Genomic DNA, 19,053 nt, shown 5'->3' on the forward strand with positions numbered 1-19,053 from the left:
TTATTTCAAAAAATAAGTGCGTTTCTTTGTCTATCCTTTCAAAGGCCCTCAACTTTCCCACGCCTTCTCCCTCGAATTATTAATAATTACTACTATAGCCACCTAAACTATTTCGTTTCGCTAAACGAAGGAAGCAGAGAGAACCGTCCCCAATGCTTCCCCAATGCTTCCTTCATATTGCCTTTACTCTGTACATATATCATTCGTATTTTTTACGACACCTTTATTACTGCTTCATATCCTCTCAATAATCGATACCTATAATATGACTTGTAACAGATATTTCATCTAATTAACTTTTGAAATTTCTATTACACAATAGAATGTAAACTACCACATGAATGAAAATATCGAGGAGTGATGGGATGCAATTAAATGGAAAAAGTGTTATTGCCTTTGATCTTGGCTATACACTCGTTACAAACGACAGAGTAAACCACTATCATAGTTACGCTCAATCGAAGGGAATAACCCTAAACGTATCAGAAATAACGAAGGCCTTCCATGCAGTAGACAAAATCTTTATGCGCGAGTACCGAAAGGTTATATCACACGGTTGGAACCAGCACTTTCCTTGGTTTGTAGGAAATGTGAATCACATATTACATCAGACATTTGACATAATTGAACAAACAAATTACATGAAAGAGCAACGTGAACAAGATCCCGAACCATATTGGAAGGTGTTTCCGTGGACACATGACGTCCTTACCACCTTGAAAGATAACAGCTACCGACTAGCTCTCTTATCTAATTGGGACAAAAGTGCAAGATACTTTCTGGACCATTTGAAATTAACGCCTTACTTTGAGACTTGCATTATTTCGGACGAATTCGGTTGCGAAAAACCAGATCCACGTATTTTTCACGAGTTAATCACTAAAATGAGAATGCCTGCAGAAGAAATCGTGTATGTTGGTGACAATTATTATGACGATGTTGTGGGTGCTAAACAAGCTGAAATAGATACGATTCTACTAAATCCATTTGAAAAACAAGGAATCGAGGAACTTGACCACAACTATATCGTTCCAGATACTCGTAGTTTAGTAGATTTGTTCGTACACAATCAGTGGAGAGAATTTAGTCATGCTTCCAGAAGTTAAGCCACAGAAAAATGCACAATCGCAAACGAAGTCAAAATCATTATCGCAGCTACCTACACCTACGTTTCAAAGTCGACTGGAGGATACCTTTCCTAGTCTCAGTACTGCACAAAAAAAGGCTGCTGTTTGGTTGGAAAAAAATACTTACAAAGCTGTTTTTATGTCCGTAAAAGAAATAGGTGTTTGTGCAGGCGTAAGCGATGCAACCGTACACCGTTTATCTACCGTACTTGGTTACCCTGGTTTTCAAGACATGAAACGAGAACTACAAGAAGCACAATTAGAAAATAGAACGTTACGCCGTTTAGAAAAATCTAGTCTTCTTCCAACGGACTCCTTGATGAAAAAGTCCTTGGATATCGAGTTAAACAACATACAACATACATTCACATCTGATTTAGAGCAATCTATTTACAAAACAGCTGATTTTTTACGTCATGCAAAACGAATCTATGTTGTTGGGTGGCGAATGGGATTATCTGTTGCAACTTCCTTTCATTATCAACTGCAATTTGTTTTAGGAAATGCAACTCTCATTACCTCGCAAAATGAGGTCACCGAGCATCTCGCCTTCATGAATTCAGAGGATGTATTACTAGGTGTGCACTTTCCAAGATACTCACGAACAATGGAAAAAATGATTGAGGAAGCACGAAAAAGAGAGACAACCTGTGTTATCTTTACCGATTCACCGTTATGTCCTTCTTACAATAACGTAGACATTGCTTTACTAGCAGCAACAGAGTCACAAGGCTTCTTAGATTCCTATGTGACCCCTTTACTTATTAGCCAAATGATTATACAAACGATTGCACATCAGGATCCTACTAGAGTTAAAGAACAACTGAAAATCCATGAACAACTTTTCCAAACATTTGGTGTAACGAAATCATAGACCAAAAGGAAGAGTTCCTTCAGCCATTTGGAAACGGAGGAACAACCCTCGGTTACCTAATGAAACAATTAAAAATGAGAGGATTGATTGATTTATGAAATTCACGTGGAAGAACTATTTATTCTTTGCATTAATCGTTTTCTCTTTATTGTTAACAGGCTGTAACTCGGATGACACTACTGCAAAGGAACCTGCCTCTAGTCAAGGAAATGACGGTTCTCAACCATCTGGCGAAGAATCGAAACAACCCGACGAGGATGCTACAGAAGAAGGTGGTCGTCTTATTTTTGCCATAGCAAATGATGTGGACGGTTTAGATCCTCATCGAACTGTATCAGCATCTACTTTCCAGGTTTCCCACAATATTTATGAGACGCTTGTTAGCGTTACTCCTCAAGGAGAGTTAGTTCCACAATTAGCTAAAGAATGGGAGATGTCAGATGATAACAAAACTTGGGTTTTCACCTTACAAGAAGGGGTTACCTTCCACAACGGAAAAGAATTCACGGCAGAAGATGTAGTATTTACGTTAGACAGATTAAAAGAAGAAGACAGCCCACGAGTTGGTGAGTATGCAAATATCATTAACTATGAAGCAACTGGAGAATTAGAAATAACCATGGAGCTAGAATCTGTTGATGCCACCTTTTTATCTCAATTGGCAAATCCTTGGTCTGCCATCGTACACCTTGAAGATGACGAAAAGTTGTATGGAACAGGTCCATTTGAACTAGTTACATGGGAACCACAGCAATATATCGAATTAGTCAAAAATGAGCACTATTATGAAGCTGGAAAACCTCATTTGGACGAAGTTCGCTTTGAAATCATTCCAAATGCAAGTACGTTAATGGCAAATTTACAATCGGAAGTTGTTCATATCGGCGGAGTATCTGGAGAGCAGTTACCACAGCTTGAGAATCTTCCTCACCTGAAAATGCAAGGCGCTTCACAAAACAGTGTCCAGCTAATGGCAATGAACAATGAACGTGAACCTCTAAATGACGTACGAGTAAGACAAGCAATATCCAAGGCAATTAACAAAGGAGATATTATCGAAGGGGCAAGCTGGGGGTTCGGAGATGCGTTAGGGAGCCACCTTCCACCATTAAGTCCTTTCTATGTGGATACAAATGATGTATTACCTTATGACATGGATGCAGCAGTTGCATTACTTACTGAAGCAGGATATCCAGATGGATTTGAAATAACGTTATCCTTACCAGAAGGATACGACGTCCATGTTAATGCAGGACAAATTATTGCAGATCAATTAAGCCGAATTGGAATCGATGTAAAAATTGAAATCGTCGAATGGGGAATCTGGTTAGAGGATATTTATAGAGGAAGAAAATATGATCTCACTGTTATCTCTCATACAGGACGTTTAGATCCACACGCATTTTTAAATCGTTATCGCATGGAAAATGCAGAGAATTACTTTAATTATGTAAACGAAGACGTAGATACAGCAATTGCAGACGCTGTTGTGGAACTAGATCTGGAGAAAAGAAAGGAACTTTATGCTTTTGTTCAACAAACGTTAGCAGAAGAAGTTCCAGCTGTTTATCTTCAATCAACAAAAGGAATAACAGCTGTTCATTCCACGGTTCACGGCTATGAATCATTCCCAATTGGAATCATTCACTTAAAGGATGTCTATTTTGAGTAAAACTAGGTGATTAACATGAATTATATTGGAAAAAGACTTGTATCAGCCGTATTTTTAATCTTGATCGTTTCCTTTTTATCATTTGTTGTCCTGATTTTCTTACCGGGTGATCCCGTAAAACTCATGCTTGGCACAGAAGCTCCTCCCCATGTGGCGGAGGAGCTTAGCCGCCAATATGGATTTGACCGTCCATGGTACGAACAGTACGGAGATTGGTTCTTTTCCTTTATCCAAGGAGATCTGGGAGAATCCTTTCTATATAAACAACCAGTCAGTGAAATTATTGCAAAGCGGTTACCAATGACCCTATCGTTAACGTTACTTTCGATTATAATGGCAGTTATCATTGCCGTTCCCGTTGGAGTTTTCGCAGCTGCAAAAAAAGGGTCCCTTTGGGATTCACTTATTCAAGCGTTTGTCCAAATTGGGATTGCCGTTCCTAACTTTTGGGTAGGAATTATGTTTATTTTACTTTTTGCGGTGATGTTTCCATTGTTCCCACCAGGCGGCTATGTTCCCTTATCGGAAGGACTATTTGCACACCTGAAAACCTTATTTTTACCAGCACTAACATTAGCACTTGCAGAAGCAGTTGTACTAATTCGCATGATCCGCGCCTCTCTTTTAGAGGTCTTGGAGAAGGATTATATGACATTTTCGTTAACAAAAAGGATTATCAGATAGAAGAAGATATCTTCAATATGCCCTTCGAAACAGCTTGATTGGTCCATTAACGATTTTAAGTCTACAAGTGATGAGCCTCATCAGTGGCGTCATCATCATGGAGCAAATCTTCACTTTACCTGGTTTAGGGAGATTACTTCTTATCGCGGTTCAACAACGAGATTTATTTCTCCTACAAGGGCTAGTTATCTTCTTTGCATCAACTGTCATTTTGATAAATCTATGTGTCGATTTACTGTACAAAAAAATAGACCCAAGAATTACATTACAAGGGGAAAAGCAGGTGAGCGCATGAAATCATTATACATCGGAAGTGCTATGTTGCTACTCCTTTTCCTAATGGTGATCGTTTCCTTTATTGGTCTTCCACACAGCCCAACAGAAATGAATATTCCAGATCGCTTCGCAGGACCAAGCGCCGTCCACTGGCTTGGAACGGATCAATATGGACGAGATGTTCTTAGTAGAATTATATTAGCCTCTCAAAGTGCTTTCATTGTTTCCTTTGGTGGGGTAGGTACTGGTATGCTAATCGGCTGTATGTTAGGTGCCACAGCAGCTTACGTAAAAGGGACCGTGGGTCAGCTCATTATGCGGATGATGGATGGATTTTTTGCCTTCCCTAACCTTTTATTAGCAATGATTATTGTAGCAGCACTAGGTTCAGGAATATACAATGTGCTTATTGCCATCGCGGTGTTTAGCATCCCTGCTTTTTCCCGCCTAATGTACGGCTTTGTTTTAGAAGCACAAGGATTCGGATATATAAAAGCAGCGCACTCCTATGATGCTGGGGCAAGAAGAATCATCTTCACCCACCTCATCCCCGCTGCACTACCTCGTATCGGAGTACAAATGTCGATGGCACTAGGAACAGGCATATTAACAGAAACAGCACTTTCCTTTCTAGGCTTAGGAGTACAACCTCCACATCCAAGTTGGGGAGGGATGCTAAATGAAGCACAGGGATTCTTAGCAGTTGCTCCATTATATCCGATCATACCTGGTATCGTCATTTTTATAGCAGTAGTTGGGTTTAATCTTGTAGGCGATGGTTTAGCTGAGAAACAGAAGGAGGCTACATCATAATGCTAGAAGTAAATCAGTTATCATTAGAAGTTCTTGTGGGAAAAAAATGGCTCCCTGCCGTAAAAGAAGTAAGCTTTTCATTAGAAGAAGGAGAGATTCTGGGTATCATTGGTGAATCTGGTTCAGGAAAAACATTAACGGCAAAGGCCTTAATGAATATCCTTCCACCTAAGGTTCGAATCGGTGGAGGAACCATAACCTATAAAAATCAAAATCTTCAAACCCTTCCTGAGAAAGAATGGAGAAACATTTACGGAAAAGAAATGTCTTTCATTTTTCAGAATCCAGCGGTTGCATTAAACCCCGTTATCCGAATTGGAGAACAGATAATGGATGCTTACTTAGCCCATAAATCTGTCTCCCGCTCTACTGCTAAAACGGAGGCTTTGGCGATTCTTGAACAAGTGGGAATTACCGAACCTGAAAGAGTTTTCAAAGCATACCCTCACGAATTAAGTGGAGGAATGAAGCAACGGGTCGTCATTGGAATTGCCGTTATTCATCAGCCATCGATTGTGATCGCTGATGAAGCAACTACCGCATTAGATGCTACCGTGCGAAAACAAATTTTAGACCTTTTCCGAACCCTTAGTCGTGACCTTAATATTTCCTTCATATTAATCAGTCATGATATTGCTGCTATTAAATATATAGCAAATTCTATTCTGCTTTTGTATGGTGGGGAAAAATTAGAATACGGTAAAGTAGATGATGTCTTCTCTAATACTCGTCATCCCTATACTCACGATTTGCTCCAAGCCGTTCCACATCATGCCATAAAGGGGCAACGAATAAAAGGGATTCCTGGTACCCTACCGAATATAACTGCCAGTAAATCTGGTTGTATTTATGCGCCACGTTGCAGTTATGCGACAGATGACTGTGAGACGCTCCCTCCTACGCTTATGGAAGGCGGCAGACATTTTGTCCATGGTCTTGTGCACCAATATGCTTGTCACCATCCCCTTGATAAGATGAACATTGTTGGAAAGGCAGTCCTGGAGGAGAGAAGACATGAGCAAACAACAACCATTAATTAAAGTTCAGCAATTAAATAAGTCCTTTACCCTTCCAAAGCAGTTCTTTTTTGAAAGAAGAAAGCTTCTTCATGTGTTGAAAAACATAAATCTGACGATAGAAAAAGGGGAGACACTAGGTCTCGTAGGAGAAAGTGGCAGTGGAAAGTCTACGCTAGGGGAATGTATAGGAGGCTTACAATCCTCCCCACCTGAAACGATCTTTTATGATGGAAAACCTCTGGAGACACTAAATCGAGACGAATTCAAAAAGTACCGAAGAAATGTTCAATTTGTTTTCCAAGATCCTTATGATACATTAAATCCTCGCTTAACCATCGAGGAGATCTTACTTGAACCAATGAATTCTCAAAAGATATTTTCTACGAAAAAGGAGAGGATTGATCGAGCGAAGGAGTTAATGAATGACGTTGGCTTATCCCCTTCCTTTTTGAAATCCTATCCACGCCACTTAAGTGGTGGGCAGTGTCAGCGAGTTGCCATTGCGAGAGCGTTATCTGTACAGCCATCACTCTTAATTTGCGATGAGGCTGTCTCTGCTCTAGATTTATCTGTTCAGGCTACCATTTTAAATCTACTTATGGATCTCCAAGAAAAATACAACATTAGTAATCTCTTTATCTCTCATGACCTACAGGTGGTTCAATACATTTCTGACCGAGTTATCGTGATGTGTCAAGGAGAATTAGTAGAGACTGGATATGTAACAGACATCTTTCAACACCCTAAACATGACTATACTAGAAGCTTAATCGACAGCGCGTTATAGCTTTAGACAAAGGAGTAGTTTATATGAAACTAACGATCATAGGATACTGGGGAGCCTATCCAGAAAAAAATGCAGCTACCTCAGCCTATTTACTAGAGGAGGAAAACTTTACACTGTTAATCGATTGCGGTAGTGGTTGCTTATCCCAATTACAAAACTATATCGATCTCTCCGACTTAGATGCACTAATACTATCACATTACCATCATGATCATATAGCAGATGTTGGTAGCTTACAGTACAACATGCTAATAAATAAACACTTAGGAAAAAAACAAGAAGTCTTCCCTATATATGGACATTCAAAAGATACAGATCAGTTTGAACGTCTCACTTTTCGCGATGTGACGAAAGGCTTTGAAATTGCAGCTGGGATGGATCTAAAAATTGGACCTTGGGAAGTTAGCTTTTGTGAAACAGTACACCCCGCTCCATGTTTAGCCATGAGAATTTCGAATGGAGAGAAACATCTGGTCTATACTGGTGACACGTATTGGTGTGACGAGCTCGTACCTTTCACAAAAGAGGCAGATCTTCTACTCTGTGAAGCCTCTCTATACAAAAGTGATTATGCACATCTAAGCGGACACTCTACCCCAGAATTCGCGGGGAGCTTAGCAAAGCAAGCCCAAGTAGAGAAGCTCATTCTAACACATCTACCACACTTTGGTGATCACCAAGAACTACTAAGAATGGCCAAAGAAGAATTTTCCGGTTCCGTCCACTTAGCCAAGTCTGGGTTAACAGTCGAACTATAGAAGAGGAAGCAGTGGGGACGGTTCTCACTGCTTCTTTTTCGACAAAATTCGAGTGGAGACAGGCACCTAAAGTAGAGGCTCACTCACACCAGAGACTCCTACTAAACCAATCATTGTTAGAAATATTTTCTGAACACCTTGATAGGCATCCGTGGGATCAAAATACTCATCGAGTGTATGAATGCCCCCTGATTCACCTCCACCACCTAATGTAACAGCTGGGATTCCCAAGCTAATGGGAACATTTGAATCAGTACTACTTGAAGGTGCTAGGGTTGGGGTAGATCCTAGAACCTTTGAGGCGGCTAAAGATGATTGCACTATTGCCGTATCAGGTGACTGGACACCTGCCGGACGATCTCCTACTAGTTTTAGATCAACAGAGATGCTGTCTGTATTCCAGCGATCATTTTCATCCTTTACAGCTTGATGAATGAAAGCTACTATCTTTTCTTCTAAACTTAGAAGCTCTTCCTTTGAAGTAGAACGAATATCCACCAGCATCGAAGCCTCTTGAGCAATGGTATTAACAGAAGTACCACCGTCAACCATACCAATAGTAAAGGTTGTTTTCGGATCAGATGGAGTTTGAATATCAGAAATGAAAGCAATCGCTCGACCCATCGCATGGATTGCACTAGGTAAGCCAAAAGCCATAAAGCTATGACCACCAGGCCCCTTGTATGTAACATGGTATCGATGACTCCCTGTTCCTAAAAAAATCGTACTGGAAGGATCACCAGGCTCTACTGATATAAATCCGTCTAAATCCTCCCTCTCTTTAAACAATGCTTTCACCCCACACAAATCGCCTAGCCCCTCCTCCCCAACTGTTGCACCAAACACAATATCACCCTCTGTTTCCAAACCAATATGATTAAGTGTTTTAATTAAGGTCAAAACAACCGCTAAACCACGTCCATTATCGGAAATTCCAGGTGCATATATTTTGCCGTCCTTATACACCACTTTCGTGTCTGTATGTTCTGGGAAAACAGTATCTAAATGACTACACACTACAAGGGTTGGCCCATCTCCCTTTCCTGGTCTTTTCCCAAAAACATTCCCTACTTCATCAACCGTTACGTCTTCTAACCCTAACGAGATCAAACGTTCTTTATAATACTCTCCCCGCTCTTTTTCCAAGTAAGTAGGTGCAGGTATCTCTGTCACTTCAATTTGATCTTTTGTCGTATTATCATTTTCCGTTTGAATATAGGAGAGAGCTTGTTTTATAGATTCTTCATTCGCTAGAAGATTGAACACTTTTTCCACTTCTATTGAAGTAACCTTCGCCTCTTGTTCATTCCCTGATTCCTTCTTATCTATCATATATAATCCCCCTAAAGTAATTTTAAGAAAGTGAGATCTAGTTTTTCCAATTAGGTCTTAAAAGAACACCTGACTTAGGGTCAAGAAATGTTCCATTCTCATATGCTTTTTTACCAGAAAGAAAGACAGTTTGAACCCCTTTTGAATATTGATGAGGATCTAAGAAAGTTGCCATATCTCTGATTTCCAAAGGGTCAAATATCACAATATCAGCAATAAAACCTTGTTTGATATACCCCCTATCTTTTAATCCTAATTTATTGGCTGGAGCACCAGACATTTTATTCACTGCCTCTTCTATCGTCAAAACTTGTAACTCTCTTTGATACTTTGAAAATACTCGTGGAAAAGAACCATAACTGCGCGGGTGCGGCTTCCCAGTTGCTAAAGGTCCATCTGTTGCAATAGCAAACCCGTCAGAACCTACCATGGCATGTTTTCCAGATGCGGCACTGATCACATCCTCTTCATTCATAGAGAATTTCACCATGGACACAGCGCCTTCTTCTTCTATTAATAAATCAAAAAATACTTCCTTTTCCTCTTTTTCCAGGACACTACTCATTTCACTAATCGTTTTTCCTTCGAAACGGCGGTTTTCTTCTGTGTTCACCGTAGCAATCATAACTTCATTGAAATCCTGCATTATTTCAGAGGAAATCTTAGCTCTAGTTGTCACGTCAGTAATCCGTTTAGCCGCTTGTTCCCAACCACCATCTAGTACCCAACTAGGTAATAAAGAACTTAAATACGTAGAACTTGCACTATATGGGTAAAAGTCGTAATGAACATCAATGTTCTCTTTTCTTGCTTCATCTATCCGTTTCACTGCATCCTTTACTTTTCCCCAGTTTTGTTTACCCACCGCTTTTAAGTGAGAAATTTGCAGGGAAACATTAGCACGACGAGCAATTTCCAATGATTCTTCAATCGAGTCCATTAATCCATCTGCCTCGTCACGCATATGAGTGGAATATACACCGTTATAATCCGCAACAACTTTACACAATGCTACAATTTCCTCCGTATCTGCATAGCAGCCCGGAGGATAAATTAATCCTGTACTTAGTCCTAATGCACCTTGAGTCATCCCTTCAACAATATACGCCTTCATTTGATCTAATTCTTCCGATGTGGGTTTTCTGTTATCATAGCCCATTACAGTTGCACGAAGGGTACCATGTCCAATATAAAAACCAACATTTAATGAGATTCCTTGCTCCTTAAATACATTCAAATAATCGGAATAGCTGTTCCAGGTCCAGTTAACTGTATTAGCATATAAAAACGAACAGGAATCTTTAATCTCGTTTTTATATTCAGGGGAACAAGGCGTTGTAGATAACCCACAGTTTCCAATAATCTCTGACGTGACACCCTGAGATATTTTACTCGCACCTCTAGAGTCTACTAACAGAGTTAAATCTGAATGAGTATGAATATCAATAAAGCCGGGAGCAACAACGAGACCTGAAGCGTCTATTATTTCAAACCAATCAGAATATTCATCAGCTATCATGATTTTATCGTCTTTTATTCCAATATCGGCTATTTTTCCTGGAGTACCACTGCCATCTACTACTAACCCATTTTTTATGAGAATATCTACTTTCAAGCCGCTACACCTCCAAAAATCTTATTATAAAACTATGATTCATCTAAATAACTAGTTTTGTGCAAATGACACGCAACAAAGTGGTCCTTTTGAATCTCTTTAATTACTGGCTCCGTCGTTTTACATTCATCCATCACATACGGGCACCGTGTATGGAAAATGCAGCCTGAGGGTGGATTGGATGGTGATGGGATTTCTCCAGTTAATGCTATTCTTTCTCTCTTTATCGTCGGATCTGGATGTGGCACTGCAGAAAGAAGTGCCTGTGTATAAGGATGCAACGGGTTCTCGTATAAATCATCCGTATTAGCTTCCTCCATCATTTTCCCTAAATACATGACACCGATACGATCAGAAATATGACGAACAACACTTAGATCATGAGCAATAAATAAATACGTTAATTTAAATTGATCTTGAACTTCTTCTAATAAATTGATAATTTGTGATTGAATCGAAACATCCAATGCAGAAACGGGTTCATCACAAATAATTAACTTCGGATTTAAAACTAATGCACGGGCAATACCAATTCGTTGTCGTTGGCCTCCTGAAAACTCGTGTGGATATCGATAAAATTGTTCAGGCTGTAATCCAACTTTTTCAAGTATTTCCATGATGATTTTTATCCGTTCTGATTTTGTTCCTATATTATGGATACGCATTGGTTCCTCAATAATATCCCCAATACGCTTTCTAGGGTTTAAAGAAGAATATGGATCCTGGAATACCATTTGCATCTCTAAACGTATTTTTCTCATTTCTTCTTTCGTTAATTTAAATAGATCTCTCCCTTGAAAAATTGCTTCTCCTTCAGTATTGTCTGTTAATCGAAGTAATGTGCGACCAAGGGTACTTTTTCCACAACCAGATTCCCCTACTAATCCATATGTTTCTCCTTCTTTTAAATGAAAGGAAACTCCATTTACTGCTTTCACATAGTTTTTCGTTAAACCAATGGAATTTTTAACAGGAAAGTATTTTTTAAGCCCCTTCACTTCTAATATTTTCTTGGGTTCTTTATTATCATCCACACGATTATGCAAAACCTCAGCATTATTTAACGTCTGTTGCTGTGACATGGTTATCCACCTCTTTCTTAGCAATCTCTTCATAATGCCAGCACATGACGAGATGATCGTCATTCACTTTTTCAAAGAGTGGCTTTTCTTCTATACACTTTTCATCCGCATGTGGACATCTTGGTGCAAAGCGGCAACCTTTTGGAACATTTGTTAGAGATGGTACCGTCCCTTCGATAATGTGTAATTTTTCAGTGCGATCACCAGTCATGCGTGGAATGGACTTCATTAATCCTTGTGTGTAAGGATGGAGTGGCTTTGAAAACAACGTGTGCACGTCAGCTTCTTCTACTATTTCCCCTAAATACATAACCACCACTCTCGAACAATATTGCGCTACAACAGCTAAATCGTGAGTAATTAATATGATACCCATTCCTATTTCTTCTTTTAACTGAATCATTAAATCTAGTATTTGAGCTTGGATTGTTACATCAAGTGCCGTTGTTGGTTCATCTGCAATTAAGAGTTTTGGCTCACAAGCAAGTGCCATGGCGATCATAACACGCTGACGCATTCCACCAGATAATTCATGAGGGTATTCGTGAACACGCTTTTCAGGGTCTGGTATCCCTGTTAATTTAAGCATTTCAGCCGCTTTTTTATATGCTTGTTTTTTCGATAGTTTTTGATGAAGCATGAGAGATTCAACAATTTGATGTCCAATTGTAAAAACAGGATTCAGAGAACTTAACGGGTCTTGAAAAATCATAGAAATGTCATTGCCACGAATTTTCCGCATTTTAGTAAGGGGAACTTTCAATAAATTTTCACCCTTATAATTTATTTCCCCTTCATATTTTGTCATTCCTTTTTCTTCAAAAAGACGTAAAATAGATTGTGCAGTCACACTTTTTCCACATCCCGACTCTCCTACGACGGCTAACACTTCTCCATCGTCCACATGAAAGTTTATACCATTTACAGATGTTACTTGGCCGTTTTCGGTTCGGAAATGCGTTTTTAAATTTTTGATCTCAAGAAGATGACTACTCATACAAACCCTCCTCCTTTTCATAAATGGTTGGGCATTTATTTTTTAGCGTTATTTGTCTTAGGGTCCAACAAGTCTCGAAGGCCATCCCCAAATAGATTTAAACCTAAAACGGATAAAATAATCGCGATACCTGGGAATAACGTCATCCACCATGCATTATAAATCACTAATTTTCCATCATATAAAATGTTCCCCCAACTAGGGTCTGGTGTCGGAACTCCAACTCCTAAAAAGCTTAAACCCGCCTCAATAATAATGGCATCTGCAAAAATAAATGTTGCTTGAACGATTAATGGTGATAGCGTGTTCGGCGCGATGTGCCCCCATATAATTCGCATATTGGATGCACCTTGGGCTTTCATCGCTTCAATAAACGTTTGTTCTCGTATAACTAATGCAGCTGAACGAACAACACGAGCAACATATGGGGTATAAACAATACTTAACGCTATGATGACATTTTCTAATCGAGGTCCTAATGCAGCCATAATTGCAATAGCAAGTAAGATTGCAGGGAAAGCCATCATTCCATCACTGATTCTCATTAATACATGATCAAGGATACGATAGTAGGCAGATAATAGCCCAATGATTAATCCTAGTAAACTAGTGATAAATGCTACAGATATTCCTACACCCATTGATGCTTGTGCTCCATATGCCACCCTTGAAAATAAATCCCGTCCAAAGTTGTCTGTTCCAAATATATGCTCCCCACTAGGTGGTTGTAATCGATTTGCAACTTGCATTTCATAAGGCGTATATGAAGTAAGGAAAGGGGCTAATAATGCAAAAAGTGCAGTAACAATAATGATAATACTTCCTGTTACCGCAAGCTTGTTTAATAAAAATCTCTGAAAGAACAGTTTCCTTCTTTGATTATTTATCTTACTTTTTATTTCAGAAAGTTCTTGTTCTTTTATTGTAGCCTCCATAACTAGCCTCCGTTCTTTCACTATTTTCTTTCTATCTATTAATTACTCTCTCTTACTCTTATGAATCTATGTTTTCTAAGCGAACACGTGGATCAAGAAAACCATATAATAAATCCACAATTAGATTAATAAACACGTAGGACACCGTAATAAAAAGAACCGTACCTTGTATCACCGAGTAATCTCTGCGCTCTACTGAGTTAATTATTAGTTGACCAATCCCTGGAATGTTAAACACTGTTTCTGTTACTACCGCCCCTGCAACAAGTGTTCCAAATGTTTGCCCTATAACGGTCAAAATAGGGATAAAAGCATTTTTAAGAGTATGTTTATAGATAACTATTTGTTCACGCAAACCTTTCGAACGAGCCGTTTTCACATAATTAGCATTAAGAGTTTCTAACATAGAAGCACGAGTCATCCTTGCAATAAGGGCAGCTTGCGCTGTACCAAGGGCAATGGCTGGTAAAATTAAAAATTTCAAGTGATTCCAAAGACCAGCACTTAATGGTTGATAGCCTGCTACGGGTAACCATCCTAGATTCACCGCAAAAATGATTGCTAAAAATAATCCAAGTAGAAAGTTAGGAACTGATAACCCTAATAATGAGATTCCCATAAACGTTTGATCTGCTAAGGTTCCTCGACGATTTGCTGCCATAATCCCCAAAGGAAGTGCAAGTAAGATAGCTGCTAATTGTGATAATATCGCTAAGGAAAGAGTAGGTCCTAGATGATCAAAAATGGCTGATAATACAGATTTCCTCATAAATATAGAAGTACCTAAGTCACCTTGAACAACTCCTCCCATCCATGAAAAATATTGTTGGTATAGTGGGAGGTTTAGACCCAGCTGTTCACGCAGGCTTTCTTTATCTGCTTCGGATGCCTCAGGACCTAAAATCACTGCTGCTGGATCACCTGGAGTGAGGTGAATAATCATAAAGACAACAACTGATACAACAAGCAATACTGGAATAAGCGACAAAATACGTTTTAGTAGATATACTTTCACCGCAGACACGCCTCCTTTTATTTTTTGGTAGATATAGCCTTGCCCACCCTACAGTTGGGTGGGCAAGAGAATTGTGTATTGTATTACATAAAGAACTTATTTTTTACCTACATTCCACGGAATAACTCCTTCAAATACAGAAAATCCAACAACATCATTTGTATGGGCAAATAGATCATAGAAATCTCCAAAGCGAATATATGGTAAATGGTCTTCCCATGTATAACGCTGTAACTCTTCCCAATAATCATAAGCTTCTTCTGGATTTGCAGATTTTCTAATACTCTCAATTAGTTCTGAAGTATATTCATCATCGTTCCAACCTGGCCAATTAGGATCAAAAATTAAATGCTGTGTTGGGTCTGTTACGGTCGAGAACCCTGTAATAAACGCATCATACTTTGATGGATCTGAACGTAATTCAACCATAGTAGCCCAATCAACCACATCAACTTCAGCGTTAACGCCAATTCGTTCAAGCTGCGCTTGGACTACAACAGCTGTATTGTAAATATAATCATAGTCACGAGTAGCAAGAATACGGAATGATTCTCCGTTGTATCCAGCTTCTTCAAATAATTGTTTTGCTAATTCTGGATCGTTCGGGTTATAATTGTCGCTCCCTGCATCAGTATACCAATCAGCTTGTTCAGGGAACATAATACCAGGAGACAATCGATAAAATTCAGGACTAGCAAAACCAGCTAACATAATTTCATCATAATCTAAAGCCATATTTAGTGCTTTACGCATCTCTGGATCTGTTAGCAGACCTTCTTTTTTATTAAACAAAAAGGCGCTTCCGCTAGCTAGGGCTGTTTCGGTATGAACTTGTGCATTTAATTGGTCAAAATTATCTTGTGGCATTGCAATACCAATATCGTATTGTCCAGTAAGCACACCATTTACACGAGTAGATCCATCAACCACAATATCAATGTAAAGATCCTCAACCAATGCTTCTCTAGATCCAGCTAAACCATCTGGCGTACCTTCTGGTGAAGTATAATCTTCGAATCGTTTATAATGTATATATTGGTCTTGTCTCCATTCAACAAATTCAAATGGTCCTGTACCAATCAACTCTTCTACACCATCATTAGGCGCATTTTCAACAATCTCTTTTGGCATAATCCCACCGTATTGTCCTTGCGCCCCTAAAACATGCAGTGCACCAACAGATGGTTCTGGTAATGTTAAAGTGAGCTCGTAATCATTAATGATTTCAAATACTCCATCACCAATTGCATTCCTTGCTCTTCCAGATAGTGTAATCCAACGCTCTAGTGACGCAACAACATCTTCTGCTATCATTTCTTTACCGTTATGAAATTTTACTCCTTCACGTAAGTAAAAAGTTGTTACTAACCCATCATCTGATTGTTCAAAACGCTCTGCAAGCATTGGCATTACTTCATAGTTTGAGTTTAACGATACAAGTGTTTCAAAAATTGGTCGAGCTGCATCTCTTGTTGCAGTCGCTGTACTAACATGGGGATCAAGTGATGGCGGCTGCGTATTTAATGCAATGCGTAACTCTCCACCGACAACCACGTCAGGTATTTCATTATTTCCTGAATTATTATCGTTTGTTGAATTTCCCTCACCTGTAGAAGAATTTTCGCTACACGCTGCGATAATAATTGCTAACATCAATATTATTAGTAATACCCCCGTCTTTTTCATGTTCTTCCTCCTTTTTTTTATAAAAATACTAATTACTTTTGGTAAAATGCTCCCCCTCCCTCACCTCCTAAAAATTCTTTTTTATTGAGAACTTTCTTATTAAATAAGTAAATGGGTTGGTTATTTTCCCCCATATGGAAAGTCATTTAAATTGAACTACTTAGTCTTGTGGATTGACTGCAACATTTTCTCTTACTATTGATTGGAACGATGCACGAATTGCTGCGATGATTCCAACGCGACAATTTTATATGCAGTATCATCGATATCATGTAAGATGTATTCTAAATGTAAGTATTATGGTATGGGTCCTCTCGATTGTAGATAACGACCTATTCTCAACTCCTATCACAAAGTAATCCTACCAATGTTTTCATTAATTTCTATTTTTGTACCAAATGTTTCCGACAACCCTTGTAAGTTTTCTAATATTTGTCTCTTTTCAGATAATATAGGCCAGCCCTTTTCACTTCTTGTCTGCTTAAATCCCAACTCTATTGGATGAAGTAGAATTTCCGTTACTTTGCCTTCTTCCATTACCCATTCCGCTACGACAGATTGCCAAATACCTTCTTTCACTGCAAATCCAATGGTATTATTTTCACTTCTTGTATCAAATGCATCAGCGACAGTATGGTCGTTGGTTAATGAATACTTTTCGTAAAAGTCTGCTGGTAATTCTGGAACAGTTTCATTTTGAAAAATAAAGTTTCCTAGGCTATAGAAAATTGGTTTACCCTGATATATTTCAACACCACGTATGATGTGTGGTCCATGACCGATAATAGCATCGGCTCCTTCATCAATACATTTTCTTGAAAAGGTTTGTAAGAATTCTGCTGGTTCTTCCTGCTTATAACCTTCCATCTCATGTGCATGAAGACTAATTAACACTATGTCAGCTTGCCGCTTTGCCTCTTTAATGGAACGAACCACTCTTTCTACATCTTTTTCAGATGGTTCCGTAGTTGCTCCTTCTTCTTCACTTTCAACAAAATCATAGTTTCCAAATAAGAATTTGCCATCTTCGTACGGTTTCATAAAACCATCTTTCATCGCTAGTTCCTCTACTGCGTTAATGGCCGTTGAGTTCGCGATTTCCTTTAAAATATTCATCTTATCTTTTGAAATAAACATTGTTTTCTTGTGTCGTAATGGATTAATACCTGGTCTTCCAACCATATTACGACGTTGTTCTCCAGCAACATTTGATTCATGAAAAGTGGACGTCAGTGCAATAAGAGCAATTCTGCCACTTGGGGTATCCAAATATTTCGGATCGCTAGCCTCTGATAAATTCCTTCCAACGCCAGCGTGCACGAAACCTTTTTCATCCAAATACCTAGCAGTTGCATGTAACCCTTCCGAACCATAATCTAAGGAATGATTATTTGCCCATCCAATTAAATTAAATCCATATTTCTTTATGTCATCTAAAACAGATGGAGGAGACATTGCCCATGTACCGCCACTAACTGCTGCTGGAACCCCTTCATTATTATGAATAGTCGTTTCTAAGTTGGTAAATCGCACATTGTTTCTTTGAATAAGGTTTATTAATTTTTCCATTTCCTTATTAGGTAACGGAAGATTTCTTGTAATAAAAGCATCACCAGTAGCAACAAAAGTCGTTTTTCTATTAATAATGACGCACCTCCCCTAAATCATAGTAAGCATATAATCTTACAAGGAATTTGTTATAGACAGTTTTTCTTACATTACTATAATCTTTATTTTGGTATATATTGTGAAGGGATAGACTAGATATTAGGATCATTGACCCTACTTGATTGAAAGACTATAAATCGATACTCAGAGCGAATGGATAAGAAAAAAGATGTTTAAAAAGAATAGAGTGTCGTAGGTAATTAGCATCCTGTATTTATTGATCGATAATAAACTAAATTATCTGACAGTACAAGGAGAAGGAAGAAGAAAAATGAGCTAAATCGAGAGTCATTATTTTCCAATCCCTTATAAAATAAGCAAGAAAACCCTTACAAATCAGAAAAGTTTTCTGGTAGATTTTGTAACATGAAGAAGCAGTGGGGAAGCAGTGGGGAAGCAGTGGGGACGGTTCTCACTGCTTCTTTTTAGAATAATTACAATTGGAAGCAATACGGTAAGTCACTGCTTCCCTATCCCCTCGATTGATTTGATTAGTGTTTCAGTATTAATAGAATGGGAACGTACTGCAACCGCAAACAAGCCTTTCGCTCTTCTCTTTATCTCTAAATCTACAATGAAATTCAGCTTAGGAAAGAGAAAAGCAATCTCCACTTCTATTATGTTCGGATATACAACCCATGAAATCTCCTGGAAATAGAATTTTTCAGAATATATGTGCGGGTTGAGCGAATTTATGTGCGGGTTCAAGGAAT

The 19,053-nt window shown here is 38.8% G+C and carries 18 protein-coding genes; 9 read left to right on the forward strand and 9 right to left on the reverse strand.

The annotated features are described in order from the left end of the window. Positions 1 to 365 precede the first annotated feature (365 nt). The 9 genes from ACERII_RS23610 to ACERII_RS23650 all read left to right on the forward strand — a co-directional run bounded on the left by ACERII_RS23610 (position 366) and on the right by ACERII_RS23650 (position 8,010). Positions 366 to 1,106: an HAD family hydrolase gene (locus tag ACERII_RS23610; RefSeq protein WP_373645442.1), complete on the forward strand. Its 741-nt coding sequence runs from the start codon at positions 366 to 368 to the stop codon at positions 1,104 to 1,106. Further along, positions 1,090 to 2,001: a MurR/RpiR family transcriptional regulator gene (locus tag ACERII_RS23615; RefSeq protein ID WP_373645443.1), complete on the forward strand. Its 912-nt coding sequence runs from the start codon at positions 1,090 to 1,092 to the stop codon at positions 1,999 to 2,001. The genes ACERII_RS23610 and ACERII_RS23615 overlap by 17 nt, the downstream gene beginning before the upstream one ends. Before the next feature lie 94 nt (positions 2,002 to 2,095). Next, entirely contained in the window at positions 2,096 to 3,673 is a 1,578-nt protein-coding gene (locus ACERII_RS23620; protein ID WP_373645444.1) for an ABC transporter substrate-binding protein, read from the forward strand. A 15-nt stretch (positions 3,674 to 3,688) separates the two neighbouring features. Next, entirely contained in the window at positions 3,689 to 4,357 is a 669-nt protein-coding gene (locus ACERII_RS23625) for an ABC transporter permease (RefSeq protein ID WP_373645445.1), read from the forward strand. Positions 4,358 to 4,391: 34 nt separating this feature from the next. Continuing rightward, positions 4,392 to 4,652 carry an ABC transporter permease subunit gene (locus tag ACERII_RS23630; RefSeq protein ID WP_373645446.1) on the forward strand — a complete coding sequence of 87 codons (261 nt, stop codon included), beginning with the start codon at positions 4,392 to 4,394 and terminating at the stop codon, positions 4,650 to 4,652. Continuing rightward, on the forward strand, positions 4,649 to 5,446 hold the full coding sequence (locus ACERII_RS23635; RefSeq protein WP_373645447.1) for an ABC transporter permease: 798 nt from the start codon (positions 4,649 to 4,651) through the stop codon (positions 5,444 to 5,446). Before ACERII_RS23630 ends, ACERII_RS23635 begins: the two co-directional genes overlap by 4 nt. Continuing rightward, a complete protein-coding gene (locus tag ACERII_RS23640) occupies positions 5,446 to 6,486 on the forward strand; it encodes an ABC transporter ATP-binding protein (protein ID WP_373645448.1) in 1,041 nt (346 codons plus the stop codon). Before ACERII_RS23635 ends, ACERII_RS23640 begins: the two co-directional genes overlap by 1 nt. Continuing rightward, the gene (locus tag ACERII_RS23645; RefSeq protein ID WP_373645449.1) at positions 6,461 to 7,252 is read left to right on the forward strand and encodes an ABC transporter ATP-binding protein; all 792 of its coding nucleotides are present in this window, start codon (positions 6,461 to 6,463) and stop codon (positions 7,250 to 7,252) included. Before ACERII_RS23640 ends, ACERII_RS23645 begins: the two co-directional genes overlap by 26 nt. A 23-nt stretch (positions 7,253 to 7,275) precedes the next feature. Further along, a complete protein-coding gene (locus tag ACERII_RS23650; RefSeq protein ID WP_373645450.1) occupies positions 7,276 to 8,010 on the forward strand; it encodes an MBL fold metallo-hydrolase in 735 nt (244 codons plus the stop codon). 66 nt (positions 8,011 to 8,076) lie between these two features. On the opposite strand, the gene ACERII_RS23655 is transcribed toward ACERII_RS23650, so the two are convergent. The 9 genes from ACERII_RS23655 to ACERII_RS23695 all read right to left on the reverse strand — a co-directional run. After that, entirely contained in the window at positions 8,077 to 9,342 is a 1,266-nt protein-coding gene (locus ACERII_RS23655; RefSeq protein ID WP_373645451.1) for a M20/M25/M40 family metallo-hydrolase, read from the reverse strand. A 37-nt stretch (positions 9,343 to 9,379) separates the two neighbouring features. Then, complete coding sequence (locus ACERII_RS23660; RefSeq protein ID WP_373645452.1) at positions 9,380 to 10,957, reverse strand: N-acyl-D-amino-acid deacylase family protein; 1,578 nt, start codon at positions 10,955 to 10,957, stop codon at positions 9,380 to 9,382. Positions 10,958 to 10,989: 32 nt separating this feature from the next. Next, positions 10,990 to 12,039, reverse strand: coding sequence for an ABC transporter ATP-binding protein (locus ACERII_RS23665; RefSeq protein ID WP_373645453.1), 1,050 nt, complete (start codon positions 12,037 to 12,039; stop codon positions 10,990 to 10,992). Continuing rightward, positions 12,014 to 13,036, reverse strand: a complete 1,023-nt coding sequence (locus ACERII_RS23670; protein ID WP_373645454.1) for an ABC transporter ATP-binding protein — start codon at positions 13,034 to 13,036, stop codon at positions 12,014 to 12,016. Before ACERII_RS23670 ends, ACERII_RS23665 begins: the two co-directional genes overlap by 26 nt. Positions 13,037 to 13,071: 35 nt before the next feature. Beyond that, complete coding sequence (locus ACERII_RS23675; protein WP_373645455.1) at positions 13,072 to 13,971, reverse strand: ABC transporter permease; 900 nt, start codon at positions 13,969 to 13,971, stop codon at positions 13,072 to 13,074. A 58-nt stretch (positions 13,972 to 14,029) separates the two neighbouring features. Beyond that, entirely contained in the window at positions 14,030 to 14,986 is a 957-nt protein-coding gene (locus ACERII_RS23680; RefSeq protein ID WP_373645456.1) for an ABC transporter permease, read from the reverse strand. A gap of 96 nt (positions 14,987 to 15,082) precedes the next feature. Continuing rightward, positions 15,083 to 16,672, reverse strand: a complete 1,590-nt coding sequence (locus tag ACERII_RS23685; protein ID WP_373645457.1) for an ABC transporter substrate-binding protein — start codon at positions 16,670 to 16,672, stop codon at positions 15,083 to 15,085. 348 nt (positions 16,673 to 17,020) lie between these two features. Beyond that, a complete protein-coding gene (locus ACERII_RS23690) occupies positions 17,021 to 18,241 on the reverse strand; it encodes a CapA family protein (protein ID WP_373645458.1) in 1,221 nt (406 codons plus the stop codon). Positions 18,242 to 18,799: 558 nt separating this feature from the next. Then, positions 18,800 to 19,053 (reverse strand): hypothetical protein (locus ACERII_RS23695; protein ID WP_373645459.1); only part of this gene is annotated, 254 nt, incomplete at its 5' end.

Origin of the sequence: Evansella sp. AB-rgal1, assembly GCF_041820985.1 — a bacterium.
In the GTDB taxonomy this organism is placed as follows: Bacteria; Bacillota; Bacilli; order Bacillales; family Salisediminibacteriaceae; genus Evansella.

Bases quoted from the DNA above. Each gene is read 5' to 3' on its own strand.
- ACERII_RS23610 (WP_373645442.1), top strand. From the start codon at position 366: ATGCAATTAAATGGAAAAAGTGTTATTGCCTTTGATCTTGGCTATACA.
- ACERII_RS23615 (WP_373645443.1), top strand. From the start codon at position 1,090: ATGCTTCCAGAAGTTAAGCCACAGAAAAATGCACAATCGCAAACGAAG.
- ACERII_RS23620 (WP_373645444.1), top strand. From the start codon at position 2,096: ATGAAATTCACGTGGAAGAACTATTTATTCTTTGCATTAATCGTTTTC.
- ACERII_RS23625 (WP_373645445.1), top strand. From the start codon at position 3,689: ATGAATTATATTGGAAAAAGACTTGTATCAGCCGTATTTTTAATCTTG.
- ACERII_RS23635 (WP_373645447.1), top strand. From the start codon at position 4,649: ATGAAATCATTATACATCGGAAGTGCTATGTTGCTACTCCTTTTCCTA.
- ACERII_RS23640 (WP_373645448.1), top strand. From the start codon at position 5,446: ATGCTAGAAGTAAATCAGTTATCATTAGAAGTTCTTGTGGGAAAAAAA.
- ACERII_RS23645 (WP_373645449.1), top strand. From the start codon at position 6,461: ATGAGCAAACAACAACCATTAATTAAAGTTCAGCAATTAAATAAGTCC.
- ACERII_RS23650 (WP_373645450.1), top strand. From the start codon at position 7,276: ATGAAACTAACGATCATAGGATACTGGGGAGCCTATCCAGAAAAAAAT.
- ACERII_RS23655 (WP_373645451.1), bottom strand. From the start codon at position 9,342: ATGATAGATAAGAAGGAATCAGGGAATGAACAAGAGGCGAAGGTTACT.
- ACERII_RS23665 (WP_373645453.1), bottom strand. From the start codon at position 12,039: ATGTCACAGCAACAGACGTTAAATAATGCTGAGGTTTTGCATAATCGT.
- ACERII_RS23670 (WP_373645454.1), bottom strand. From the start codon at position 13,036: ATGAGTAGTCATCTTCTTGAGATCAAAAATTTAAAAACGCATTTCCGA.
- ACERII_RS23675 (WP_373645455.1), bottom strand. From the start codon at position 13,971: ATGGAGGCTACAATAAAAGAACAAGAACTTTCTGAAATAAAAAGTAAG.
- ACERII_RS23685 (WP_373645457.1), bottom strand. From the start codon at position 16,672: ATGAAAAAGACGGGGGTATTACTAATAATATTGATGTTAGCAATTATT.
- ACERII_RS23690 (WP_373645458.1), bottom strand. From the start codon at position 18,241: ATGGAAAAATTAATAAACCTTATTCAAAGAAACAATGTGCGATTTACC.